24 protein-coding genes are annotated in these 24,126 nt (G+C 44.6%); 5 read left to right on the forward strand and 19 right to left on the reverse strand.

Features of this window, described 5'->3' with window-relative positions:
- Positions 1-21 precede the first annotated feature (21 nt).
- From rpsR to DW251_RS05445, 8 genes are all read right to left on the reverse strand, one after another.
- Positions 22-291, reverse strand: coding sequence for a 30S ribosomal protein S18 (rpsR, locus tag DW251_RS05410; protein WP_021868719.1), 270 nt, complete (start codon positions 289-291; stop codon positions 22-24).
- Positions 292-344: 53 nt separating this feature from the next.
- Positions 345-803 (reverse strand): single-stranded DNA-binding protein, encoded by a 459-nt coding sequence (locus DW251_RS05415; RefSeq protein WP_021868720.1) that lies wholly within the window; start codon positions 801-803, stop codon positions 345-347.
- 47 nt (positions 804-850) lie between these two features.
- Positions 851-1,138 (reverse strand): 30S ribosomal protein S6, encoded by a 288-nt coding sequence (gene rpsF / locus DW251_RS05420; protein WP_021868721.1) that lies wholly within the window; start codon positions 1,136-1,138, stop codon positions 851-853.
- Between the two features lie 181 nt (positions 1,139-1,319).
- Complete coding sequence (pdxA, locus tag DW251_RS05425; protein WP_021868722.1) at positions 1,320-2,354, reverse strand: 4-hydroxythreonine-4-phosphate dehydrogenase PdxA; 1,035 nt, start codon at positions 2,352-2,354, stop codon at positions 1,320-1,322.
- Positions 2,355-2,570: 216 nt separating this feature from the next.
- Positions 2,571-3,527: a 2-keto-3-deoxygluconate permease gene (locus DW251_RS05430; RefSeq protein WP_021868723.1), complete on the reverse strand. Its 957-nt coding sequence runs from the start codon at positions 3,525-3,527 to the stop codon at positions 2,571-2,573.
- A 32-nt stretch (positions 3,528-3,559) separates the two neighbouring features.
- A complete protein-coding gene (locus DW251_RS05435) occupies positions 3,560-4,690 on the reverse strand; it encodes a glycerate kinase (protein WP_021868724.1) in 1,131 nt (376 codons plus the stop codon).
- A 151-nt stretch (positions 4,691-4,841) separates the two neighbouring features.
- On the reverse strand, positions 4,842-6,119 hold the full coding sequence (gene larA, locus DW251_RS05440; protein ID WP_118300441.1) for a nickel-dependent lactate racemase: 1,278 nt from the start codon (positions 6,117-6,119) through the stop codon (positions 4,842-4,844).
- A gap of 55 nt (positions 6,120-6,174) precedes the next feature.
- A complete protein-coding gene (locus DW251_RS05445) occupies positions 6,175-7,395 on the reverse strand; it encodes a four-carbon acid sugar kinase family protein (RefSeq protein ID WP_118300442.1) in 1,221 nt (406 codons plus the stop codon).
- A 176-nt stretch (positions 7,396-7,571) separates the two neighbouring features.
- On the opposite strand from DW251_RS05445, the gene DW251_RS05450 reads away from it, so the two are divergent.
- Entirely contained in the window at positions 7,572-9,392 is a 1,821-nt protein-coding gene (locus DW251_RS05450; protein WP_118300443.1) for a sigma-54-dependent Fis family transcriptional regulator, read from the forward strand.
- Here the strand turns inward: DW251_RS05450 and DW251_RS05455 are convergent.
- From DW251_RS05455 to sstT, 10 genes are all read right to left on the reverse strand, one after another.
- The gene (locus DW251_RS05455) at positions 9,382-9,591 is read right to left on the reverse strand and encodes a DUF951 domain-containing protein (RefSeq protein ID WP_021868728.1); all 210 of its coding nucleotides are present in this window, start codon (positions 9,589-9,591) and stop codon (positions 9,382-9,384) included. The genes DW251_RS05450 and DW251_RS05455 overlap by 11 nt on opposite strands.
- 4 nt (positions 9,592-9,595) lie before the next feature.
- Positions 9,596-10,351, reverse strand: coding sequence for an NAD-dependent protein deacylase (locus DW251_RS05460; RefSeq protein WP_021868729.1), 756 nt, complete (start codon positions 10,349-10,351; stop codon positions 9,596-9,598).
- A gap of 12 nt (positions 10,352-10,363) precedes the next feature.
- On the reverse strand, positions 10,364-11,437 hold the full coding sequence (locus DW251_RS05465; RefSeq protein WP_118300444.1) for a GNAT family N-acetyltransferase: 1,074 nt from the start codon (positions 11,435-11,437) through the stop codon (positions 10,364-10,366).
- 67 nt (positions 11,438-11,504) lie between these two features.
- Entirely contained in the window at positions 11,505-12,419 is a 915-nt protein-coding gene (locus DW251_RS05470; protein WP_118300445.1) for a phosphatidylglycerol lysyltransferase domain-containing protein, read from the reverse strand.
- Between the two features lie 98 nt (positions 12,420-12,517).
- Positions 12,518-14,107 carry an SPOCS domain-containing protein gene (locus DW251_RS05475; RefSeq protein ID WP_021868733.1) on the reverse strand — a complete coding sequence of 530 codons (1,590 nt, stop codon included), beginning with the start codon at positions 14,105-14,107 and terminating at the stop codon, positions 12,518-12,520.
- A 66-nt stretch (positions 14,108-14,173) separates the two neighbouring features.
- On the reverse strand, positions 14,174-14,812 hold the full coding sequence (gene cysE, locus DW251_RS05480; RefSeq protein WP_118300446.1) for a serine O-acetyltransferase: 639 nt from the start codon (positions 14,810-14,812) through the stop codon (positions 14,174-14,176).
- A gap of 206 nt (positions 14,813-15,018) precedes the next feature.
- Entirely contained in the window at positions 15,019-15,441 is a 423-nt protein-coding gene (locus tag DW251_RS05485) for a protease complex subunit PrcB family protein (RefSeq protein ID WP_118300447.1), read from the reverse strand.
- A gap of 78 nt (positions 15,442-15,519) precedes the next feature.
- A complete protein-coding gene (locus DW251_RS05490; RefSeq protein ID WP_021868736.1) occupies positions 15,520-16,545 on the reverse strand; it encodes a branched-chain amino acid aminotransferase in 1,026 nt (341 codons plus the stop codon).
- 188 nt (positions 16,546-16,733) lie between these two features.
- On the reverse strand, positions 16,734-18,131 hold the full coding sequence (locus DW251_RS05495; RefSeq protein WP_021868737.1) for a sodium:alanine symporter family protein: 1,398 nt from the start codon (positions 18,129-18,131) through the stop codon (positions 16,734-16,736).
- Positions 18,132-18,171: 40 nt separating this feature from the next.
- Positions 18,172-19,395 (reverse strand): serine/threonine transporter SstT, encoded by a 1,224-nt coding sequence (gene sstT, locus DW251_RS05500; protein WP_021868738.1) that lies wholly within the window; start codon positions 19,393-19,395, stop codon positions 18,172-18,174.
- 187 nt (positions 19,396-19,582) lie between these two features.
- On the opposite strand from sstT, the gene spoIIID reads away from it, so the two are divergent.
- The gene (gene spoIIID, locus DW251_RS05505; RefSeq protein ID WP_021868739.1) at positions 19,583-19,864 is read left to right on the forward strand and encodes a sporulation transcriptional regulator SpoIIID; all 282 of its coding nucleotides are present in this window, start codon (positions 19,583-19,585) and stop codon (positions 19,862-19,864) included.
- Between the two features lie 26 nt (positions 19,865-19,890).
- Here spoIIID and DW251_RS05510 read toward each other — a convergent pair whose 3' ends face one another.
- Complete coding sequence (locus DW251_RS05510) at positions 19,891-20,817, reverse strand: LysR family transcriptional regulator (protein ID WP_021868740.1); 927 nt, start codon at positions 20,815-20,817, stop codon at positions 19,891-19,893.
- 187 nt (positions 20,818-21,004) lie between these two features.
- Here DW251_RS05510 and DW251_RS05515 point away from each other — a divergent pair, with 187 nt between their 5' ends.
- The 3 genes from DW251_RS05515 to DW251_RS05525 all read left to right on the forward strand — a co-directional run bounded on the left by DW251_RS05515 (position 21,005) and on the right by DW251_RS05525 (position 23,926).
- A complete protein-coding gene (locus DW251_RS05515; RefSeq protein WP_118300448.1) occupies positions 21,005-21,865 on the forward strand; it encodes a DUF6282 family protein in 861 nt (286 codons plus the stop codon).
- Positions 21,866-21,921: 56 nt separating this feature from the next.
- Positions 21,922-23,235 carry an SLC13 family permease gene (locus DW251_RS05520; protein ID WP_021868742.1) on the forward strand — a complete coding sequence of 438 codons (1,314 nt, stop codon included), beginning with the start codon at positions 21,922-21,924 and terminating at the stop codon, positions 23,233-23,235.
- A gap of 106 nt (positions 23,236-23,341) precedes the next feature.
- Positions 23,342-23,926 carry a TetR/AcrR family transcriptional regulator gene (locus DW251_RS05525; RefSeq protein WP_021868743.1) on the forward strand — a complete coding sequence of 195 codons (585 nt, stop codon included), beginning with the start codon at positions 23,342-23,344 and terminating at the stop codon, positions 23,924-23,926.
- Positions 23,927-24,126: the final 200 nt, after the last annotated feature.

Raw genomic sequence — 24,126 nt, forward strand, 5'->3', positions numbered from 1 at the left:
CTTACATATTTTAATCAAATATTATTCGCATACATATGGCATGAGTGCGATGTGGCGAGCGCGCTTGATAGCTACAGTTAAAGCTCTCTGATGCTTTGCGCAGTTGCCAGTGATACGACGAGGAAGGATTTTACCTCTCTCAGATACGTATCTCTTTAATTTGTTAGTGTCCTTGTAATCGATAACGCCGTTCTTATCGCCACAGAAAACGCAAACTTTTTTTCTTCTGCGCATTCCGCCTGGTCTTCTCATCTTAGCGCCCTCTGGTCTGTCTGTTTTATTAAATGCCATTGGTGTTGTCCTCCTTTATTATTAACCATGGAACATGTCCGGCCTGATAGAGCCTAGTTGAACGGAAGTCCTTCGTCTTCAACTCCGTCCGGAATGTTCATAAACCCATCACCAATCGCGCTGGTAGGAGCCGGTCTCTGAGATGGAGCTGACTGTCCATAGCCGCTCATATCAGATGCCGCACCCTTACTGTCTGCGAATTCCTGGTCATCAAGGATGACCTCGGTGGTGTATACACGCTGACCGTCTTTATTTACATAGCTGCCTGTCTGGAGCCTTCCGGAAACCAGTACACGCATGCCCTGACGGAAATACTTCTCTGCAAACTCACCTGCGCGGTCAAATGCTACACAGTTGATAAAATCTGCAGTCTGGTCATTTCCATCCTGACCTCTGCGGCCTCTTCTGTCCACTGCAAGAGTGTATCTGGCGATTGCCATAGAACGCTCTCCCTGTGAATATCTTACTTCCGGATCTCTTGTTAATCTGCCCATTAAGATAACTCTGTTCATACGGTCACACTTCCTTTTTTAACTCCGTTTTCACGGTCTGGGTATTCTTATGCCTCAACCTTAACGCATAAGTATCTGATCACTGGTTCCATAATACGAACGTGAGCTTCTACTTCGTTAGGGCATACAGAATCGGACTCAAACTGGATGAAGTAGTAGTATGCTTCATGAGACTTCTGGATCTCATAAGCAAGTCTCTTCTTACCCCACTCATCTACGTTGGTCACAGTGCCACCGAAACGGGTGATGTAACCTTTTACCTTTTCGATTGCTGCTGCACGCTCTTCGTCTTCAAGCTTCACATTCAGAACAACGGTTAATTCGTACTTGTTCATCTTGTTTTACCTCCTTGTGGTCTCTGGCCCCTGCTTTCAGTTTCAGGAGCAAGGATTTTATATGTCACGAATAGTTATTCTAGCAAAGAAAGCCTTTAAATGCAAGACCTTTTTGCAATTTTTTCAAGACTTTTTAAGGACTTTTTTGCGATAACGGCCGCCATTTGTCAACGGCACATACTTAATTTTTATTATTCGCAAACATTACCGCATATTCAATAGAATTTCTGAGGCTTAATTCACTTGCTGTACCGGTTCCGGCCTGGTCAAATGCAGTTCCGTGGTCTACGGATACGCGGATGATCGGCAGTCCTAAAGTGATATTTACACCTGCCACTGCATCCCATGCTTTCTTTTCATGGTTGTATACAAAACCTACTACCTTTAACGGGATATGGCCCTGGTCGTGATACATGGCAACTACGATGTCATACCAGCCGCCTCTTGCTTTGGAGAATACAGTATCAGGCGGTACAGGTCCGTCTGCATTGATGCCTTCTGCCTTTGCTGCCTCAATTGCAGGGATGATCTCATCGATCTCTTCTCTTCCAAACAGGCCGTGCTCACCACTGTGTGGGTTCAGGCCTGCTACGCCGATCTTTGGCTCCTTGATGCCCAGATCCTTGCATGCCTTGTCTGCAATACGGATCACGTCTAATACTCTCTGCTTCTTTACACGGTCGCAGGCTTCACGCAGGGAAACATGGGTGGAAACATGGACTACTCGCAGATTTTCATGTGCCAGCATCATGGTATAGTTCTTGGTGCCGGTCATATCTGCGTAGATCTCTGTATGTCCGGAATAATGATGTCCTGCCAGGTTTACAGCTTCTTTATTAAAAGCATTGGTAACAGTAGCATCTACCTTCTTATCCATTGCCAGTTCAATAACCTTTGTTACGTATTTAAAAGCGGCATCTCCGCACATAGCGGAAACTTCCCCTCTTTTTAACTGTGCCATGTCAACCAGACCCATATCCAGCACATCAATGGTTCCATATTCATATTTTGCTTCAGAAACATCCTTAATGGCATGGATCTTCATTTCTGTATGTCCTACAATAGGAAGTGCTGCTTCCATTACGCAGGCATCCCCTACTACTACCGGGTTACACAGGTCATATAAGGACTTGTCTGCAAATGCTTTTACAGTAATCTCCGGTCCGATACTGGCCGGATCTCCCATGGTAATACCTACGATCTTCTTTTCGCTCATATCTGCCTCCTGAAAAATGGAATAATAAAATTTTCTGTATTCAATATACCATACTTTATTGAAAATAGTATGTCATATGCTTAGATTTCCTACTCAGACACGCCCGCTGACGCAGGCGGTCGGCATTTCTGTAACAAACAGGACCGGATGCTTCCACCCGGTCCCACTTATCTTACAGCCAAACCAGCTGTACTTATTCTTTTATTATCTATTTACTTATTTTGCTGCTCTGCGCTTATCCTCAAGCTTATGGAGCCATGATACAAGGATCGGGCAGCAGATAGCGGTTACGATGATAGCTGCTGTGATCTGAGCAGTTGCTGCTTCAGATACTGCCAGTAAAGTTGCATCTACAGCTGCTACAGATGCAGGAGTTGCTGCTGCGTTTCCTGCTGTTGTACCAATAGCACCACCAACTTCCGGATGATCCATTCTTAACAGCTTGTATACAAGGTATCCAACCAGACCTGTAATAAGAGTACAGCCAACACCTAAAAGGATTCCAGGGCCACCTGCCTTGATCAGGTTCATGATGTTTAAGCCAGCGCCCAGAGGGAATGCGAAGAACGGGATCAGCATAGAAGCACCTGGTTCGCAGAACTTACGGATGTCTTCATCTAAGTTACCCATGATACAACCAACGATTACAGGAATGATACAGCCTACAAGTACGGACATTGGGATCTTTGCAACACCAGCAGCGCCTAAAGCTACCATGGTGAAGAAAGGACCATCGTTGATAGAAAGGATAGAAACAGCACCTACGTCTGTTGCATCACCGTACTCACCAGCTAATGCTGCGTACAGACCACCATTGGAGTTTGCCAGGGCACCTACGATCGCCAGTGTGGACAGTCCCAGGAAACCTGCTTCGCCAAACAGCTTACCACAGATCAGACCAATGATAATACCAACACCAACTTTGACAGCGGTAATTACAACGCCTTTATAAACGGTAACGCCTGCTTTTTTGAAGTTGATAGTTGTTGCATTACAGAAAATGAACACTGCCAGGATCGGCATTGCACCTGATTTCCAAAGGTATGTAGTAAATGTACCATCAAACATGGTCCAGATCGTACCGCCAAAAAATGTATTAATAATTGCACCTAACAGCAACGGAACTACCATTAAACCACCAGGAATTTTTTTCACGGTTTTCAGAATGTTCATTCTAGTATCCCCCTTATGTTAAATTATATTTTTTATTTTGCAGCGATCAGTCTTAAAACGTTATCTACTGTATAAGCCAGGTTCTCCTTGCTGTGATGACGGCTTATGGAGAAATCCTGAGGCAGACGGTTGATAGGGAATACGGCAGTTACACCCATTTCATATGCTTTATCGATCTCTGCATCATCTGCACCGCCTACAACAGCGATCACATTTTTATTCTGTTTCTTTGCACGCTCTGCAATACCAATCACAACCTTGCCGCGAAGACTCTGGGAATCCAGCTTTCCTTCACCGGTGATAATGTAATCAGCATCGCTGATCATTTCGTCAAACTTTACAGTGTCCAGAACCGTCTGGATACCCATCTGCAGACGGGAGCCAAAGAAGGCGATCATGCCTGCGCCCATAGCGCCTGCTGCACCGGTTCCAGGAACTTCACTGATATCCTTGCCGATGGCTTCTGTAATAGCACGGCTTAAGTTCTTGATACCTTCATCCAGTTCCAGTACCATTGCCTCATCTGCACCCTTCTGAGGTCCGAAGATGTGGGATGCGCCGGTTGGTCCGTACATTGGGTTATCAATATCACACATGGTAACGATCTCAACTTTATTTAAGATCTCTGCCTTGCCGCTTAAGTCGATCTTACAGATATCTGCGGTGGTTCCGCCGGTTGGAACGAATTCCTTTCCGTCTTTGTCATAGAATTTAACGCCAACTGCTGCTGCTGCACCGCAACCACCGTCATTAGTACTGGATCCGCCCAGTCCTACGATGATCTTTTCTACGCCGCTTTCAGCTGCTGCTAAGATCAGCTGTCCAACGCCATATGTAGTGGTCTTTCTTGGGTCCTTGCGGTCTTCTACTAATGGAAGTCCTGCGCAGGAAGCCATTTCAATGACTGCTGTCTTGCCTTCGTTGATCAGACCGTAGTAGGAGTCCATATCTTCAAAATATGGGTTTTTAACCTTTACAGTTACCTTGCTGCCGCCTAAAGCGGTAATAAATGCATCTACAGAGCCTTCGCCGCCGTCTGCTACAGGAACGCAGGCTGTTTCAGCTCCAGGAAAATGTTTTTCTACTTTTTCCTTTGCAATCTCGCAGATCTGCTCAGAACTTAAGGTTCCCTTAAATGAATCAGGAATGAGAACAAATTTCATGTCTGTCTTTCTCCTTTTTCTTTATATGTTCTCTCGGAATCTTTCTGTACCTGATCTTGCGAGAAAGACTCCGGGAGTACATTTATTTCATCTGTCTGGAAACACACCAGAAAGCCTGCTTCCAGACAATTCAGAGTTCAAAGTTGATCAATTACTCTCTGACGATAACAGATACACCATCCGGGATAACAGTTACCTTGTAGTCATCCTTCTTAACGATGGCTTTTGCCTTCTCCAAAGCTTCTTCCATGCTGTGTGCAGGAACCATATGCAGGTCTTCTACTAACTGGTCATCGCAGGAAGATACAAATACTACGGTTGCCTTTAACAGCAGTCTTGCAAAGATCTGGGACTGCCACTGGTCGATAATGGTCTCTTCCGGTTTTCTGTCAAGGAAGGTCTTCATCATACGGTTCAGATCCTTCTCATCACGGAAAGTCTCATGGAAGTATTTTCCGCCGTGTCCATCAGCTGCCTTGGAAAGCATGATGATAACGCCGCCTTCCTTTACAGTTGCCTCAGCTGCGGTCATACCCTTTACAGACTGATAAATGTTCTGGTCCAGAGGATATCCGCCGTTGGTGGAGATAACGATATCTGCCGGAATTGCATCTACCTGGCACTTGGAAGCTAAGAACTCACGTCCAACTCTGTGAGCCAGATCACAGTCACCAGCTACTGCAAAAATAGGATCATGTGCTGCATCAATAACTACATTTACGATGAAATCCAGTCTTGCTGCTCTTGCTGCATACAGCATATCATTGTGGATCGGGTTTCCTTCAACAACACCGGTACGTGCATGAGGATCATTAATAAATCCGGAGTTATGGTTGTACATAACAGTCTCACGGCTTGCAACACCAGGAAGAATACTCTTTCTGCCGCCGGAGAAACCTGCGAAGAAGTGTGGCTCAATAAAGCCTTCTGCTACTAACAGGTCTGCTTCTGCTGCCAGACGGTTAATGATCAGATTGCCGCCGGATGGAAGCTTGCCAAGGTATACCAGGTTGTCCTTGTCATCGCAATCATGAACTACGATCTTCTCATTTGCCATGATCTCAGGACCAAATTTTGCTGCCAGCTCTTCTTTGGTAGTTGTTCTGTGAAGACCGGTTGAAATAAGAATGGTAATATCAGCATCAGGATTGCCCTTACGGATCTCAGCTAAGATCAGAGGCATCATGATGTGGCTTGGAACAGGTCTTGTATGGTCAGAAGAAATAACAACTACCTTTTTCTTTCCAACTGCCATATCGCACAGTCTTGGAGTTCCGATTGGATGCTCCAAAGCATCCTGAACCAGCTCTGCCCCGCTCTTTGGCGCCTTGTAGCTGTGAAGTTCAGATAACAGCACACCTGCCAGATGCTCATCCTCGATCTTTGCTGTTAATTTTTCTTTTCCATAAGGTAATAAAAATTCTTTCATCTCTGCTTCCTCCTGTTTTAAATGAATGATTGGATCGTTAAGTTTTAAGTTGTTTTTATGCTTCTTTGATCTTACGCAATGCAAATGCAGCTGCATCATCAGCTCCAAAAGCACCTGCCTTTGTTACCAGCTTCATTCCTTCGTACTTTCCGCCTTTTACCCGGACTAACGGGATACCTACGCGGATCTCAGAAAGGATCTGTGAACCGTCTGCTTCAATGTTCATCAGCATTCCAAGGGCTGTATCACCACCTGTAAGAAATACACCGGAAACCTTTACCTGTTCCAGGATTTCCATTGCCAGACGGCCAACTATGGAACGTACCTTATCACCAGTCTCTACAGGGCCAAGTCCTAACGCCTCACCGGCTTCAAAGGAAAGCTCCAGTTCGCTTCTGTCATAGGCTGTATTAGTAAGAAGAATGGTATCTTTACCTGCCTTTAAAGAATCTACCACTTCTTTCAGATAAGACTCTGTATCCTCTTTTCCGGACAGAATATCATGCATCGGAAGCTTTACCATCTTGATACCCGCTTCCTCACAGTATTTCATCTGCCGGTTGGTCACGGTGCTTACGCTTGCAACTACTCCCAGTGCCGGAAGTGACGGACGTTCCAGTTCCATCAGGTTATCTGCCAGACCTGCGGTACCAATATAAAGTACCTTCTTTCCTGTCTTTGCAACTGCCTTTAAAACTTTCTTTAAGTCATCATTGCAGTCTGCATCGCATACATAAATGCGGCCTTCTGTAAAGTCAAGATCATCACTTCTCACATCCGGAAGTCTCTTTAAAATGACCTTTTCTTCATAATATCTTCCCAGCATCCGTACCAGATTATCTTCTACTACCGGGTTCTTAGGGTCGCTGGCAAGCTCCGTGCGGCAGATCTCTACGCCGTTTAAACACTGCACCCCATCTACAGTCGTTCTCTTTAAATCCGGAAGAGCCGGTGCAAAGATCATTAATTCCGGTTTGAAATGTTCATCTACTGCCTTGATCTCTGCTGCAATATTTCCTCTCATGGTGGAATCAACTTTTTTGATCACATAGCGGAAGCTGTCAAAATCCACATCTTCCAGCGCATGGGACACTATCTCATATGCATGATCAGGATGAACTGTTCTGGACTCTGTATCAATGACAATGGATCTGTCTGCACCCATCGGCTTTCCGCAAAACAGCACTTCTGTTGGAAAACCTCTTCTGCGCAGCTGGACTCCGGTATCATTGGCTCCGGTAAAATCATCTGCAATGATCAGGTATCTTTCTTCCAACCATTTCACCGCCTTTCTAATTGTTCATTTTTGAAACACTTTTGTGAGAGTTCATATTTTTTTTAGATTTTTTTCTCATTCGTTTTATATTCTACACGCTTTTGTCTTTCTATTTCAATGAATTTATTGTATAATATGTTTAAATTTGTAACATTTATAAATGTGAGGTGACTTAAATGATAAAAAAAATCCGTATACTGGGAGTTGCTCCCTATAAAGGACTTGCCACTCTTATGAAACAATGTGCCCTGCAATACCCTGAGATCGAATTTACCGTCTATGCAGGAAGCATGGAACAGGGACTTGCCCTTGCAAAACGCTACAGCGAACATTATGACGTTATCATCTCCCGCGCAAACACAGCCAAGATGATCTCCCAGTCTGTGCATATCCCGGTCATCGATATTGGTATTGGCTATTATGATGTACTGCGCTGTATTAAAATGGCCCAGAATACCGGGACCAAATTTGCCCTTTTAGGCTTTCAGTCTTTGACTGTCATCGCAAAAAACCTCTGCGATCTTCTCCAGATCCATGTAGATATTTTCTCCTTCTCCGTAGATAACTGGAAAGGCTCCGGCGATCTTCTGGACCGTATGAAGGAACAGGGCTATAAAACTGTAGTCTGCGATATGATCCCTTATGACCATGCAAAAATGATCGGACTTACGCCTATCCTTCTTACCTCCAGCGCAGAAAGCGTAAAACAGGCCATGGAAAATGCCATTGGCACCTGGCAGCAGTACCAGAAGCTGTGCAATTCCAATGCCATGATGCAGTCCCTGATCCGCAGCAGCTCCAACCAGTATCTGATCCTGGATCTGGAAGGCCGCTGCCATTATTCCACAATCAATGATGAAAAAGAGGAAGAATTTATCCAGAGCCTGCAAAAAGAGCTTGGAAAATGCCGCACTTCCTCCAGGTGTTCTTTCTTTGTCACACTGGGAAACCAGCTGTATTCCGTCCGCTCCAGCCTGGCTGAGGAAGGGGATTTCCCTTATATCATCTTCCGCATCATGTTATCCAAGATCCCTTTAAGCCACTCTAAATACGGCATCACCATTATGGATAAAGAACAGGCATTACAAAGCTTTATTGAAAGCTTTTACAGCAATACAGAACTATCCCGCAGCGCTGCCGCTGCCATGGATCAGTCAGGTTCTTCTTCAGTCCCTCTTATGATCACCGGAGAGATCGGTACAGGCAAAGACCGTGTAGCTTATCTCCACTATGCAAAGAGCCAGTTTAATGATGAACCGCTTTACGTTGTAAACTGTTCCATGTTAAATGATAAAACCTGGAATTTCCTGATCAATCATTACAACTCTCCTTTTACAGACAACGGAAATACCATTTACATCTCCAATCTGGGCGTTTTGTCCCACCCGCGGCAGAAACAGCTGTTATCTATCATACTGGACACCAACCTGCATATCCGCAACCGTCTGATCTTTTCCTGCACCCAGGCAAAGGACGGTCATATGCCCCATGCTGCATTGGAGTATACCAATATGCTTGGATGTGTGCCTCTTCCTATCAAGCCTTTACGGGAACAGAAAAATGACATTGTTCCTTCAGCCGCTCTTTATATTGATACGTTGAACCAGAATCTGGGCCGCCAGGTGGTAGGACTGGAAGACGGTGCCGCAAAGCTTCTTATGGAATATGACTATCCATGTAACCGCACCCAGTTTAAACGTATATTAAAAAAAGCAGTACTGGAAACCAGCACTGCCTATATATCCCGTGATACCATTGAAAAAATATTAAAAGAAGAATCTGCCTTTTTCCCGGATGACAATGAAGCGCATATGATAACACATTCCAAAGCAGCCACCGAAAAAGAAGGCTTTTCCCTGAACTTAGAACAGCCTCTTGACCGCATCAACCAGGACATTGTCCAGCATGTTTTAAACAGCTGCAATGGAAACCAGACAGCTGCAGCAAAGAAGCTGGGAATCAGCCGGACCACTTTGTGGCGCTATATCAACCGGTGATCTCGTCTTTTTTCTTTAACCCTTTTGTATTCTTCTCCACCAGTCTGCGGGCTACCATGATCTGGTGCCCGCAGCCGGTACATTTTAAGCGGAAATCCGCTCCTACTCTTAAGATCTCCCATTCACTGCTTCCGCATGGATGGGGCTTTTTTAATTTTACGATATCTCCTACTTCGTAGTTTAAACGTTCTCCTGGCATAGTTCTATTTCTCCTTGGATCTTCCTGATCCATTGTCATTTCCAACAACTGTTCCCAAAACCTTTCCGATGCTGTCAGAAATCACCAGATCTGCCTGGGAGTCCCTGGATGTTACGCTTTTATTGATCAGAACCAGCTTGTTGCCTCTGTAATAGTCAATAAGACCGGCTGCCGGATAGACCACAAGGGACGTACCTCCGATAATAAGCATGTCCGCGTTGCGGATATAATCAATGGACTTCTGGATAGTCCGGTCATCCAGTCCTTCCTCATAAAGGACTACATCCGGCTTGATACGGCCGCCGCAGGTGCAGGTAGGAACGCCTTCGCTGTTTCTCACATAGTCCAGATCATAAAACTGGCCGCAGCGGGTGCAATAATTTCTGTGTACAGAACCGTGAAGCTCCAGCACTTCTTTGCTTCCTGCCATCTGATGAAGGCCGTCAATGTTCTGGGTGATCACAGCCTTTAATTTTCCTTCCTGTTCCAGTTTTGCAAGGGCTTTATGGGCTGCATTAGGTTTTGCATCTGGAAACAGCATACGGTCTTTATAGAAGCGGTAGAACTCTTCCGGATTTTGTATGTAAAAGCTGTGACTGATGATCCGCTCCGGCGGGTACTTATATTTCTGATTATACAGTCCGTCCACACTGCGGAAATCCGGTATGCCGCTTTCCGTAGAAACACCGGCTCCGCCAAAGAATACGATGTTGTCGCTTTCATTGATCCAGTCTTTTAACTGCTGCCATTTTTCATCCATATGCGTTTCCTCCTACACAACCTCGTCCAAAAATACCCCTTGCAGCGTCCTCACATATTCTGTCCAGAACGGTGGCATCACACCTAATGTCTCTTCCAGCGTCTTGTACCCAAAGATCCACTGTGCCAACTCGTCAATGTTGATCTCCAACACTTCGCTGGAAGATGGGATCTGTTCTGCCTCATCTGCCTCTGTCTGCAGCCCCAGTCCCTTCATCCGTTCCAGAGTACTTCCATTTTTTCCCAGTTTCCACAACCAGCATCCTTCATTTTCCGAAATAATCGGATCTTTTATGGAAAGAACTGCCTGAAATTTATCTCCTGGCGCGTTTTCATTTAATCCAATGACTTCTAACAATGATCTTACATCTGTGATCCGGACCATGATCGCCGGGTGCATATCTGAAGGCTTTATTTCCGATATGCTGTAATAAAACCGCTCTTCTCTTTTTCCAAGTCCCCACCAGGCTTCCAAAGCATGAAGTTTTCCGTCTTTTTCATACAGCCCCGTCACTTCTCCTGCTTCACTTTCCAGCTCTTTTTTAAGAAGTTCCATATAAGCCCTGTCTCTCACTGCATAGACTTCATAACGTTTCTCAAGCCAGTTATTCAGCCAGTGAGCCAGCTCTTCTGACTTTTCCGCCAGATCTACAGGAACCTTTTCCAGATCTTTTTCCGGTTCATCCTCAGGCTTCCATACCGGCTGGTCATAGATAAAAGCAAACTGAAATGGCCGGTAGATAGCCTCTGCAGCAGGCATCAGGAAGCAGAACGGCTTTTTCTCCTGATTTAAGTCCCGGAGCATTTGATTAAGGACCTGGCGCATATAGCCTTTATGGCGCTGGTGGGCAGCTGTGGCTACACCAACGATATAAGGCAGTTCCCATTTTTTTCCATTTACAGAAATGGTATAGGGATTTAAGTGAGCCATGGTCAGAAGTTTTCCTCCTTCTATGGCAAGCACTTTACTGCCGGGAAGTTTTTCGGAAAAATAGTAATCTGCAAAGCTTTTTGAGTCTTCCGGAAATGCCTCTTCCCATAAGGGCCTGCATTTTCCATATTCACTTTTCTCTAAATATCGTACCATATCCGCCTCTTTCTGCCCAGTATCACAGCCTCATTTAATGGAATATTTCATCCTCATTTTCATGATCTTAGTATTTCTTCTTAACCGAATATTTTCTTGCAAAATCCATCGGATAATAGCTCATCTTCGCCTTGCGCAGTCCCGGCATACCTACATCATCTTCTCTGTTTACCAGGGCTACATCCGGGAATTCATGAACTAAAAACTGCTGATTGATAAACTGATACAGACCGTTGATCTCCGGATCAGCCTTTTCAATATGGATCACTGCCATATTTTCCCGCTCATTTAAGCTTCCTACTGTAAATGCCTTCAATTCCCCGTCAATGTAAACGCCTGCCATCGGCACATTGAAAGCAGAGCAGTTCTTTAAAATATCATGGATACCGGCTACCTCGTAATCCAGGGAGATCTCATTTTCATAAGACTCTACTTTCTGCTGTCTCCATTTTTCCATAAACTGCCATACTTCCTGACGGTCGGAGCAGCAGATCCTGCGGTATTCATATCTGCCTTCATAGGTCTTTAAAAAGCCGTTTAAGCGGTTTTTCTTCTTATGAAGCTTCTTTCCAGCCAGTGTACGCATGGCATTTCCATCATAAAGATAATCTTTCAGATCATCTAATTCTGTTACTTCAAACTTTTCCGGATCCAGGTTCAGATATTCTACAGCTTCTGCATCAGCCAGAGAAATATAGAAAGGTTTATGGAGTACATTGTCAAAATAATCTACCATCTGATAGAAGAAATATGGAAGATCTTCTTCCTTGCAAAGAGGCATGGCGCTTGAAAGTATGCCATCTTTTTCCATAAGCCATAAAACTGCCTTGTCTTCGCTGACTGCACATTCTACCTTGTAGTAATCTTTCCATAAAAAAGAGTCCAGGAATACGCTGTCACAGGTCCTGTTGGGCCTGAGACCATAAAAAGGGCGCAGCCTGGACATATCTTCAGCCTCTACAGGCCTAAAATTCAAATCCATTTCGTACCTCATTTCTTTTTTCGTTTGCGCACATCAGATTATACCATATTTCCTATCTATCATACATTACTTTTTTCTCCATATCACAGGCGGTCCACCTACACTCCCACCTCTTTCACCAGAAGCAGCCTCTGCCCCGTTTTTACCTGTTCACCTGGAAGTTCATTGGTGGTAACGATATTTTCCACTGTAGTATGAAATTTTTTTGCAATATCCCAAAGAGAGTCTTCCTCCTGGACAATATATCCGACGATCCCGGGAAGTTCCTGTAACTGTTTCAGATCCAGGGGTTCTTCCTTTATTCCGGTTATCACCGTTTCCTGTACCGGTTCCAGGATCATAAAGTCCAGGGCTGCCACACCTTTTACTTCCACCGTATCTGCTCCCGTCATTACAGCTGTCAGCTGATCTACTCCTGCATCCAGCTGATAAATACTCTTTTTGGTAATACCTGCTGCCTGGGCGCTGCATTTAAAAGGGATCTGCCTGGAAACAGACTGGATCGGGGCGCTGTCATCACTGGTGAGATAGAGAATAGTCACATCCAGGATCCCTTCTATATCCAGACTGTTTTCTTCCGGTTCGATCTCATCTAACTGTACCATTCCCTGGGTATGGCAGATCTGAAGGATCCGCTCCTGCTGCCCCAGATGTATTTTCTCCCCAATCCTCGGTCTGCATACATTTCTTGCGATCAGCCGGTCATATCCCATCTCATTTTTCTCCGGCGTGATCTGACAGCTGTTAGAATAAATATCTTTTAACAGCATTTCTTCTTTTTCTTCATACAGCCGGATATCCAGATCTAAGACTACATCCAGATCCAGTTCCCGCATCTGCCCGTCCGGATCCGGTTTCGCCTCCACTTCTCCATGAGCCAGGCGCAAAGATACCATGGGGATCTGTCCTTCATGTGCCTGGGCTATCTCTATATCACCTGAAAACGGGATCACCTCTTCCATCCACTGCACCGGCATATTTTCTTCTTCTGTTTCATAGATCACAAATAATGTAAGCTGTCCTTCCAGGTGCAGGCGGCCATCTAACGGCTTTACAGACTGGCTGCTTATGGAAATATCCTTCCACAATAGATTTTCTATATCCGGTCTTCCCCCTGTAAGGACCGTATTTTCCCGTATACGGTAAGTATCTTTACGGTGAAGAGCCAGTATAACAGGAGAAATACTTCCCATTTTCACTTCCGGGGGCATTTCTTCTGTCTGACTTGAAAAACTTCCGGCTGTTCCCGTCTCCTTCAGGTCCGAAGCTGCCATCTGGGATGTTTCTCCCTCTGTATGGATCTCCACCGTGATCACAGCTTTTACCCCCAGCTTCCTGGAATTGATCATATCCGTTTTCATGTCTTCCAGGATCCAGTTTAAACCTGTATGATCTCCTTCTGCCAGTCCCGGAACATTTACAGTCTCTTCAAAAGGAATGTTTCCTCCTAATGTTTCCAGTCCCCCATTTTCTTTTCTGTAAAGAACCTGAAATTCCAGTTTTCCTTTTACTGTGATCTTCTCCTCCTGGGTCTTTACATTTTCCCCCTGGATATGAGCCTGCTCCAGTATGACCTGTTCCATATCTTCCAGTGTATCAGGAACAATAAAATCTTCGTCCAGAGTGATCTGGGTCACTGCATTTCCTTTCCACCGGTTCATATGTATCTGCTTCTTTATTAATTCCATAAAAAACACCTGCCGTTCTCATAGTCTTTTACGAAAGTCTATGCGGACAACAGGTGTTTTATAACTTTACTGCTTATTTAACTTTTCTTTTAACTGGCGTATCTCCTCTTCCATCTGGAGCATACGCTCTTTCATTATTTCATATTCTTCCAGTGTCATGGTCTCTTTCCGCTTTGGAAGTGTAACACCATCTTTTTTTACAGGTCTTGCAGGAATTCCCACTGCTGTTACATTATCTTCCAGTGGTTTTAAAAGAACTGCATTGGCAGCAATGGAGCAGTTGTCGCCTACTTCAAAGGCTCCTAATATCTTGGCTCCGGCACCTACCATTACATTATTTCCAAGAGTAGGATGACGTTTGCCTTTCTGGGTACCAACACCGCCTAATGTAACGCCCTGATAAATCGTACAGTTATCACCTACAACAGCGGTTTCACCGATGACCACGCCGGAACCATGGTCAATCAGGATCCCATGTCCTAACTGCGCTCCCGGATGGATCTCGATCAGAGTGAAAAACCTGGCGATCTGTGAGATCAGTCTGGCAATAAAGAACATTTTATGCTTATAAAACCAGTGGGCAAAACGATGCCAGATCAGAGCATGTATCCCCTGATACAAAAGTAAAACTTCCAAAGCACTTCTTGCTGCCGGGTCACGTTCCTGTACTGCTTTGATGTCTAACCAAATGTCTTTAAATATCATAATACGGCTCCCTCATGGTGTATTCGCAATGCGTCACTCATGGACACGCACTGACGTGCTCTACTGTCTGCTTACGCAGACGGTCCATTCGTTAATGGCCCAAACAAAACAAATGTCTGCTGCGCAGCCGCTTGTTTTGCTTTAGGGCTCATTATATCATATGTTATTTTTCAAAAAAAGAGCGCATTTTTATTTTTCATGCATTTTTATTGAAACACAACCGGCAGATCCAGTAATTCCGTTTTCACCACAATATATGGACTGGAGCTCTCAACGCCTTTATCCTCTCCATTTTCAGGTCCTTTTAATTCCGTTGCTATTACAACAGAATTTCCCGTCAGATATAGCTCATTCACACAGATGCTGTATCCGCCGCCTTCCTGGGGCCCATATCCAACAGCTATGTACAGATTTTCATCTGTTGTATAGGTCATTTTAAAGGGTGCTGATGTTTTCTGTTTGATCAGCGTCTGCAGCTCCTGAGGAAGTTCGCTGTCGGAAACAGGTGTGATCGTGAGATCCCGCACTTTTTCCTCTTTTTTACCCAGAATGCTGCAGCCGGATAAAAGCAGGCAAAGTGCCACGATCCCGACGCAGACTGTACATAATAAACGCTTTCCGTTTTTCATCAAAAAAATCTCCCGGATATACTGTTACAACAATATATCCAGGAGATTTCATTTCTATGTTTGTCTGTTTGATATTTATTAGCAGATCTTTCTGATCCAGCCTTCTGGAGCTTCGATACGGCCCATCTGGATACCGGTTAAAGTATCATACAGCTTCTTGATCACTGGTCCCATCTCGTCCATACCGCTTGGGAAGCAGATCTCTTTGCCGTGGTCTACAACCTTGCCTACTGGGGAGATAACTGCTGCAGTACCGCAAAGTCCGCACTCAGCGAAGTCACCTAACTCAGACAGCTTAACAGGTCTCTGGGTAACCTTTAATCCAAGGTAGTGCTCTGCAACGTATACCAGAGAACGTCTTGTGATAGAAGGAAGGATAGAGTCAGACTTTGGAGTAACAACTTCGCCGTCCTTGGTTACGAACAGGAAGTTTGCACCACCGGTCTCTTCTACATAAGTTCTGGTTGCCGGATCCAGGAACATGTTCTCATCAAATCCATTTGCATGTGCTACTTCATGTGCATGAAGGCTCATTGCATAGTTCAGACCAGCCTTTACATGGCCTGTTCCGTGAGGTGCTGCACGGTCGAAGTCACTGACACAGATGGTGATCGGCTTAGCGCCGCCCTTGAAGTATGGTCCAACTGGTGTAACGAACATTCTGAACTGATATTCGTGGGATGGCTTAACACCGATTACAGGACCTGAAGCAAACATATATGGACGGATGTATAAGGTTGCGCCGCTTCCGTAAGGTGGAACCCATGCTGCGTTTGCCTTAACAACCTGATCCAATGCGTCTAAGAATTTCTCCTTAGGGAATACTGGCATTTCCAGTCTGGATGCGGAGTCCATCATACGCTCTGCGTTCATGTCAGGACGGAAAGTAACGATGCTGCCGTCTTCTGTTGTGTAAGCCTTTAAGCCCTCGAAACATTCCTGGCAGTACTGTAAGATACCTGCGCACTCGTTAATAGTAACATTGGAGTCAGCGGTCAGAGTTCCCTCATCCCATGCTCCGTCTTTATAGTTTGATACATAACGCATATCAGTTGGCATGTAGCTGAAACCGATATTTGCCCAGTCAAGATTTTTCTTTTCCACGATCTTGTATCCTCCGTTTCTTAATTCTTCTTACTGATTTTCATCATTTTAAATATGTACTTACCTTGTTGCTCATTATAGTCTCATTATTTCTGAAAATCAATGAAAATTTGTTTCATCTGCTATGCAATTCATGCATATCTGGTATAACCGCGGGCTTTAACAGCTGCCCCGGCTATATACTCTGGTTATTTTCCAGCGCCTTCTCCTGCAAAATATTCTTTTGTCAGTTTCACCACTGTTCCGGAAAGAAGGAACAGGGCGATCAGGTTGGGGATCGCCATAAGACCGTTAAATGTCTCTGCAATATTCCACATCAGACCCAGATCTGCAGTAGCCCCTAAAATAGCCACCAGTGAATATGCTACCATAAACGGCTTAATGACTTTTTCTGAGAATAAAAATTCAATACATCTTGCGCCGTAAAGTCCCCAGCCCAGAATGGTAGAGAATGCGAAACAGCACATGGCAACTGCAGTAAAGACAGATACCCAGTTTCCATAAACAGAAATAAATCCCTGAATAGTCAGCTCTGCGCCTGCTGCCTGTCCGTAACCTACCGGTACCTGACTGCAAAGGATAACAAGAGCTGTTAATGTACAGATCACAATGGTATCGGTAAATACTTCAAAAATACCGAACATTCCCTGCTTTACCGGTTTTCTGGTATCTGCACATGCATGGGCGATAGAGCCGGTACCAAGACCTGCCTCATTGGAGAAGATACCTCTGGAAACGCCTTTTTTCATACTCATAAACAGGCTTCCCACTGCTCCGCCTGTTACAGCTGCAGGTTTAAAAGCACCTTCAAAAATGGCCTGGATCACAGATGGAAGTGCCTGGATCCTAAAGAGGATGATACCTACAGATAACACAATATAAAGGAGCGCCATAAAAGGAACCAGCTTCTCTGTTACCTGACCAATACGCTTTACACCGCCTAACAGGATCAGAGCTACCAAAGCGGCAATGATGATACCCTGGATCAGGTTGGAAGTCTTTACTGCCCCTTCTGAGATCAGTCCACAGCTTAAGAGAGCAGAGTTCACAGCCGTTGTGATCGTATTGACCTGGGTTGCATTTCCTGTACCAAATACAGTAAGCACACCGAAAGCGGAAAACAGGACAGCTAAAAACTGCCAGTTCTTTCCAAGTCCATTTTTAATATAGTACATAGGACCGCCTACCAGATCCCCTTCTTTGTTTGTCTCACGGTAGTAGACAGCCAGAGTTACCTCTGCAAATTTGGTGCACATACCAAGAACGGCAGAAACCCACATCCAGAACACAGCGCCTGGTCCTCCAATGGCAATGGCTCCTGCTACACCGGCAATATTTCCTGTTCCAACTGTGGCCGCCAGAGCCGTACACACCGCCTGAAATGGTGTCAGCGCTCCGTCAGAAGCATTTCTCTTGCGGAACATCCTTCCGATGGTAGTCTGGATGGCATAGGAGAACTTGCGGATCTGCAAAAAACCGGTACGGCAGCTTAAATAAAAGCCAACGCCGATGATGCAGACCATTGCAGGAACACCCCAGATAAAATCATTCACAACCTGGTTAATCGTTTCAATGGTGCTGAGCATGGATAAATCCTCATCTTTCTAAATCAAAACTGATCAAAAATTAAAACTTGATTTCTTTTCCTTCCAGACGCCACTGTCTGAATTCTGCAGATGCAGAAAGAAGCAGGTCGGAAGAAGAGTTTAATGCTGTTTCTACAGAGTCCTGGATCACGCCGATGATAAAGCCGATACCTACGATCTGCATGGCAATGTCATTGGAAATACCGAAAAGTGAGCATGCCATAGGGATCAGAAGCAGGGAACCTCCTGCTACACCAGATGCGCCGCAGGCAGATAAAGTTGCCAGGATACTTAAGATAATGGCACTTGGGATATCAACTGCGATACCTAAGGTGTGGGCTGCAGCCAGTGTCATGACTGTGATAGTGATCGCTGCACCGTCCATGTTGATGGTTGCTCCCAGTGGAATGGTAACAGAATATGTATCCTTATCCAGTCCCATTTCTGCGCAGGCTTCCATATTAATAGGAATGTTTGCAGCAGAACTGCGGGTAAAGAATGCAGTAATGGCACTCTTTTTTAAGCACTTGAAGATCAGCGGATATGGGTTCTTACGGATGCACCAGAATACCAGGATCGGGTTGGTGACAAAGTAGATAAACAGCATAGAGCCTAAAAGCACTGCTAACAGTTTACCATATTCTGTGAAAGTTGAAAGTCCATTTACAGAAACGGTATTGTATACAAGACCCATAATACCAAATGGAGCACACTGGATGATCCAGGTTACGGTCTTTGAAAGAGCTGCGGAAATATCATTTAAAGACTGCTTGGTGGTATCAGATGCCTTACGAAGTGCGATACCGATAAGAACGGCCCATACAAGGATGCCGATGTAGTTTGCAGATACTAAAGACTGTACCGGGTTTGTTACCACATTCATAAGAAGTGTTCTTAATACTTCTGCTACACCCTGAGGTGCTGCCATATCAGTTGCCGCATCCACCAGTGTCAGTGTTACAGGAAATGCACTGCTTGCAGTAACTGCTACGATAGCTGCAAGGAAGGTACTGAACATATACATAATAATAACTGTACGGATGACGCCTCCGTGGCTTTTTCCTGCGTAGCACAGAGAACTGATAACTAAGAAAAATACTAACAATGGCGCAATGGCTTTTAACGCGCCAACAAATACATCACCTAAAATGGCGATCCCTCCTTCGGACGGAACAAACATTCCTAATAAAGCACCGATCACAAGACCAGCCACAATCCTCTGCACCAGGCTGATGCCGGTCCAGGCCTGAACTATCTTCTTCATACTCTTTTCCTATTCCCTTCTATTTGGTAAAGTGTTAAAAATACGCAACGGAAAACATTATACACAATATGTCTATAAAATACAAATGTTTTTTTCTGGCGGACACTTTTAGATGATTGTACACGAACCTGCATAAATTTCCCATTGTCCTAATATGATGTAAAAAACGTTCTCAAGGGGATAACCCATGAAAGATTATATTGAAGAACGAGCTGTCGCCATTGCCAATTACATCATAGATCACAACGCTACTGTCCGGCAGACAGCAAAACGCTTTGGGATCAGTAAGAGCACAGTACACAAGGACTGCACGGAGAGACTGATCTCCATCAATCCGGCTCTCGCCGCCCAGACAAGAGTAGTCCTGGATCTGAACAAATCCGAGCGTCATATCCGGGGTGGGATGGCTACAAAGGAGAAATATCAATACCAGCATCGACTTGCCATCTGCAGTCGGGAAGAGAAGTAACGTTTATTTTTGTAATAAGATAGGGTTCAGCCATCTGCCGCCTGCAGGACCTCTTTCAGCGTATCTTTAAATGCAAGAGCCGCTTTGGAATGGTATCTGCCAGGCGGCAGTGCTATTCCCAGATCAATAAAAGCACTTTCTGCACCCAGAGATAAAAACTCTGCATTTCTGAAATAATGTCTGGAACTGTAATAGGTAAATGCAAGTCCCAGTCCTGCTGCTCCCATAGCTGCTGACATAAGGGCTGACAGCTTGTGATTGCTGGCAATCGGTTGTATTCCATTCTTATTAAATATCTGCCTTGCTTCCCGGCCCAGGATCGTATCATAATCGCTGAGAAGATATTCATAGGAAAGTGTATCTTTTAAATTCACATACTGTGGTATCCTGGAGTCCGGATTATCCTCATTATTTCTTGCAAACTCCATGACCGGGTAGGTATGGCTGGTAATAAGGCATATCTCATCTTTCAAGACCCACTCTATATTCAGTCTGGGATCTGCCTCAGACATAACTAAAAGGGCAATATCGATCTCGCCGGACAACAGCTGCTGCTCTAATACCATGGAATTTTGCTCCACGATCTCCACTTTCACATCCGGATGCTCCAGGCGGAATGCATTTAACACTGGTGGAAGAAGATAAGAACCTCTGAAACTGCTGACCCCCATGATCACACGGCCGCTTTTTAACTGTTTCATATCTTTGATCTCGTTTTGTACAGACCGGTATTCTGCCAGTGTCTTATATGCATACTGGAGCATCAGTTCCCCTTCCTGGGTCAGACGCACTCCCCGGGAAGTACGGATAAACAGCTTACTCCCTACATTATTTTCCAATATGCTTAAAAACTGACTGAGGCTGGACTGGGCCATAAACAGCCGCTCTGCCGCTTTTGAAATACTCTTTTCTTCTGCTATGGCAATAAAATAATCCAGTTCTTTCATTTCCATGATCTGTATTTCCCCCTTTGTTTCGCTGATCCCTGCTGACCAATCTGTGTTTTCTTTATAGCTATCGGTTTTTCCGATATATATTATAGCATATTTTGTATTTTTTCGTTGGCAAAAGTAGATTATTATAATTACATAAGCGATAAAAACAGATCAATAAAATATTCTCTCAAATTGGAGGTTTATTATGGGAAAGATTTCCATGAAAGGTGTGTGCGATATGCACGTACATACAAATCCAGACTTAAGGCTGCGTGCTTATGATGACTTTGAACTGGCAGATGCAGCAGTCAGAGTCGGCGCCAGAGCCATTGTCATCAAAACTCATCTGGGCTTTACAGTAAACCGTGCTTATCTCACCAATCAGTACGTGAAAAAAGTATACGGTGAAAATACCGGTTTCACCATGTACGGCGGCGTTGTTATGAACAAGGTCATCGGCGGTATCAACCCGGAAGCCGTAGAAAAAGGCTTAAAGCTGGGTGCAAAAGAGATCTGGCTTCCTACCCAATCTGCAAAACGCCATTTAGAGAAAATGGGCCAGGATCCGGCTAAAGGCATCGAATTAGTGCGGGATGGGAAGGTAGTTCCGGAACTTGTGGATGTATTTAAACTGATCCGTGACTATGACGTAGTCCTTGGAACAGCCCATGTTTCCCCAGAAGAAGCATTTGTAGTGGTAGAAGCTGCAAAAGATGCCGGCGTTAAAAAGATCGTTATCACTCATCCGGAATGGTGGGTAGTGGATATGAGCATAGATGACCAGATCCGCCTGGTAAAAGATTATGACGTGATCCTGGAACGGTGTTACGCACAGAATATGGGCGGCGGTGCTTACAAGAGCAATCTCCCAGACAATCTGGAGCTTATTAAGGCCGTTGGTTATGAACACGTTATGGTAGATACAGACGGCGGACAGACCGAAAATCCGCACTGGGAGCTGGCTTTAGAGGAATATATGCAATATCTGGCAGATCACGGCATCCCGGAGGAGCATATTTACCACATGACAAGAACCATTCCTTACAAGCTTCTTGGAATTGAATAAGAAGCTTGCAGAATAAAAGCTTCAGGAAAATATAACACCTATCAGGAGGGGAACACATGTTAAGTATCATTATTATTCTTTCAATCGCACTGGCAATTTTTCTTGGATACAGGACCAAGATCAATACCGGTCTTTTCTGTATTGTATTTGCTTACATCATCGGATGTTTCGTTATGGGATTAAAGCCAAAGCAGATCATTGGTTTCTGGCCTACAAGTACCATGTTTGTTATCTTATCTGTTTCATTATTTTATAATTTTGCAGCGATCAACGGAACCCTTGAGAAAATGTCCGGTGCCCTGTTATACGCCTGTCGCAATTTTCCGGGACTTCTGCCTTATGCGCTGTTTGCAGTAGCAGTCATCCTTTCAGTTATGGGAGCTACTTTTTTCACCGTTCTTGCATTTTTAGCTCCGATCACTCTGGTGATCTGCGATGAGTCCAGAATGGACAAACTGACCGGTGCTGTTGCCATTAACTGCGGTGCTTTAGCCGGTGGTAATTTCCCAACCTCCAATCTTGGCGTTGTTTTCCGCGGACTGTCTGACACTGCCTATGAAGCTTCTCCTGAAATCGCAGCTGTAGACTCCTTTAATATGGAAATGAAGATTTTTGCATTTGCCATCTTCTTCTCCCTGATCCTGATCACTATCTTCCGTTTTGGCTTTAAAGAAAACAGAAATATTGGTAAAGGTGTTACTTTTAAGAAACCAGAAAGCTTTACAAAAGACCAGAAGACTACCCTTACCTTAATGATGGCTATGATGGCTGTTGTCCTGATCTTCCCTCTGTTAAACATCCTGATGCCGGGAAATGCTGCTGTTAAATATATCAGCGGAAAAGTAGATGTAGGTCTGGTTGCCATTATCTTTACTGTGATCGCCCTTTTATTAAAACTGGCTCCACAGAAAGAAGCCATTGCAAAAGTTCCGTGGAATACCATTATCATGATCGCAGGTGCCGGTATGCTGATCGCTGTTGCAGTAGAAGCCGGAACCATTGAAGCACTTTCTACCTGGATCGGTTCCAATGTACCAAAGCCTCTGGTTCCTATTGCTTTCTGCCTGGTAGGTGCCATCATGAGTTTCTTCAGTTCCACTACAGGAGTGGTTGCTCCGGCATTGTTCCCGCTGATCCCGAATCTGGCTGCTTCTGTAGGTTTAAGCGCGCCGGTATTATTTGCCTGCACGATCCTTGGTGCCCAGTCCAGCGCTATCAGTCCATTTTCTTCCGGCGGTTCCCTGATCCTTGGTTCCACCCCGAAAGAGGAAGAACGCAATGAGCTGTTTAACCGTCTTCTCATGGTAGCTGTTCCCATCAGCGTGATCACCTGCACTATTTATAACTTTGTGATTGCTATGGTTCTGTAAATATAATCGTGTTTCATTCAAACGGGTTTTCTGTCTTTCTTTGCAGAAGACCCGTTTTTATGTATAATGGATACAGAGTACATAAACAAAAACGGAGGAACCTCCCATGGCAAAAAAATCCACCCGCAACACCAGAGGCCGCATTGTAAGCGCAGCCTGGAAGCTATTTTATGAGCAGGGCTATGAAGATACGACAGTAGAAGAGATCATCGAGCTTTCCGGCACTTCCAAAGGCTCTTTTTACCACTATTTTGACGGCAAAGATGCCCTTCTTTCTACTTTAAGCTCTCTTTTTGATGAGAAATATGAGGAACTTACCGGACTTCTGACACCAGAAATGACTGCTATGGAACAGCTGCTGTTTTTAAACAGGGAACTTTTTCATATGATCGAGGACAGCATTTCCCTGGACCTGTTAGCAAGGCTTTATTCTACCCAGCTGACTACCAATGGGGAAAAACATCTGTTAGACCACAACCGGATTTACTATAAACTGCTGCGAAAGATCATCGCCAAAGGTCAGGCTGAAGGCCAGTTAAGCAGCCGTTCCAATGTAAATGAAATGGTAAAGCTGTATGCTCTCTGCGAACGGGCCCTTCTTTATGACTGGTGTCTTTGTGCAGGCGAATATGCCCTGACGGAATACAGCGCAAAGGTCCTTCCGGGTTTTTTAAGCAGCTTTCTTCCTTAAAAATGTACAACCTGCTGTGGATATTATTTTAATTCTTATTTTTTGTATATGTTTTATTTATTATAATCGTACAGTTATTTTTTCTATATAAACACTGGGTTTTTGTCACATTTCATTAATATTCGTACAGTATTTATTCTATACTTCATTCTGTATTGTAGTCTATTTTTATGTATGTTATAATCGTCCTCAATATTATG

Source organism: Clostridium sp. AM22-11AC, from assembly GCF_003473545.1.
In the GTDB taxonomy this organism is placed as follows: domain Bacteria; phylum Bacillota; class Clostridia; order Lachnospirales; family Lachnospiraceae; genus Enterocloster.

Bases quoted from the DNA above. Each gene is read 5' to 3' on its own strand.
- rpsR (WP_021868719.1), bottom strand. From the start codon at position 291: ATGGCATTTAATAAAACAGACAGACCAGAGGGCGCTAAGATGAGAAGA.
- DW251_RS05415 (WP_021868720.1), bottom strand. From the start codon at position 803: ATGAACAGAGTTATCTTAATGGGCAGATTAACAAGAGATCCGGAAGTA.
- rpsF (WP_021868721.1), bottom strand. From the start codon at position 1,138: ATGAACAAGTACGAATTAACCGTTGTTCTGAATGTGAAGCTTGAAGAC.
- pdxA (WP_021868722.1), bottom strand. From the start codon at position 2,354: ATGAGCGAAAAGAAGATCGTAGGTATTACCATGGGAGATCCGGCCAGT.
- DW251_RS05430 (WP_021868723.1), bottom strand. From the start codon at position 3,527: ATGAACATTCTGAAAACCGTGAAAAAAATTCCTGGTGGTTTAATGGTA.
- DW251_RS05435 (WP_021868724.1), bottom strand. From the start codon at position 4,690: ATGAAATTTGTTCTCATTCCTGATTCATTTAAGGGAACCTTAAGTTCT.
- larA (WP_118300441.1), bottom strand. From the start codon at position 6,119: ATGAAAGAATTTTTATTACCTTATGGAAAAGAAAAATTAACAGCAAAG.
- DW251_RS05450 (WP_118300443.1), top strand. From the start codon at position 7,572: ATGATAAAAAAAATCCGTATACTGGGAGTTGCTCCCTATAAAGGACTT.
- DW251_RS05455 (WP_021868728.1), bottom strand. From the start codon at position 9,591: ATGCCAGGAGAACGTTTAAACTACGAAGTAGGAGATATCGTAAAATTA.
- DW251_RS05460 (WP_021868729.1), bottom strand. From the start codon at position 10,351: ATGGATGAAAAATGGCAGCAGTTAAAAGACTGGATCAATGAAAGCGAC.
- DW251_RS05465 (WP_118300444.1), bottom strand. From the start codon at position 11,437: ATGGTACGATATTTAGAGAAAAGTGAATATGGAAAATGCAGGCCCTTA.
- DW251_RS05470 (WP_118300445.1), bottom strand. From the start codon at position 12,419: ATGGATTTGAATTTTAGGCCTGTAGAGGCTGAAGATATGTCCAGGCTG.
- DW251_RS05475 (WP_021868733.1), bottom strand. From the start codon at position 14,107: ATGGAATTAATAAAGAAGCAGATACATATGAACCGGTGGAAAGGAAAT.
- cysE (WP_118300446.1), bottom strand. From the start codon at position 14,812: ATGATATTTAAAGACATTTGGTTAGACATCAAAGCAGTACAGGAACGT.
- DW251_RS05485 (WP_118300447.1), bottom strand. From the start codon at position 15,441: ATGAAAAACGGAAAGCGTTTATTATGTACAGTCTGCGTCGGGATCGTG.
- DW251_RS05495 (WP_021868737.1), bottom strand. From the start codon at position 18,131: ATGCTCAGCACCATTGAAACGATTAACCAGGTTGTGAATGATTTTATC.
- sstT (WP_021868738.1), bottom strand. From the start codon at position 19,395: ATGAAGAAGATAGTTCAGGCCTGGACCGGCATCAGCCTGGTGCAGAGG.
- spoIIID (WP_021868739.1), top strand. From the start codon at position 19,583: ATGAAAGATTATATTGAAGAACGAGCTGTCGCCATTGCCAATTACATC.
- DW251_RS05510 (WP_021868740.1), bottom strand. From the start codon at position 20,817: ATGGAAATGAAAGAACTGGATTATTTTATTGCCATAGCAGAAGAAAAG.
- DW251_RS05515 (WP_118300448.1), top strand. From the start codon at position 21,005: ATGGGAAAGATTTCCATGAAAGGTGTGTGCGATATGCACGTACATACA.
- DW251_RS05520 (WP_021868742.1), top strand. From the start codon at position 21,922: ATGTTAAGTATCATTATTATTCTTTCAATCGCACTGGCAATTTTTCTT.
- DW251_RS05525 (WP_021868743.1), top strand. From the start codon at position 23,342: ATGGCAAAAAAATCCACCCGCAACACCAGAGGCCGCATTGTAAGCGCA.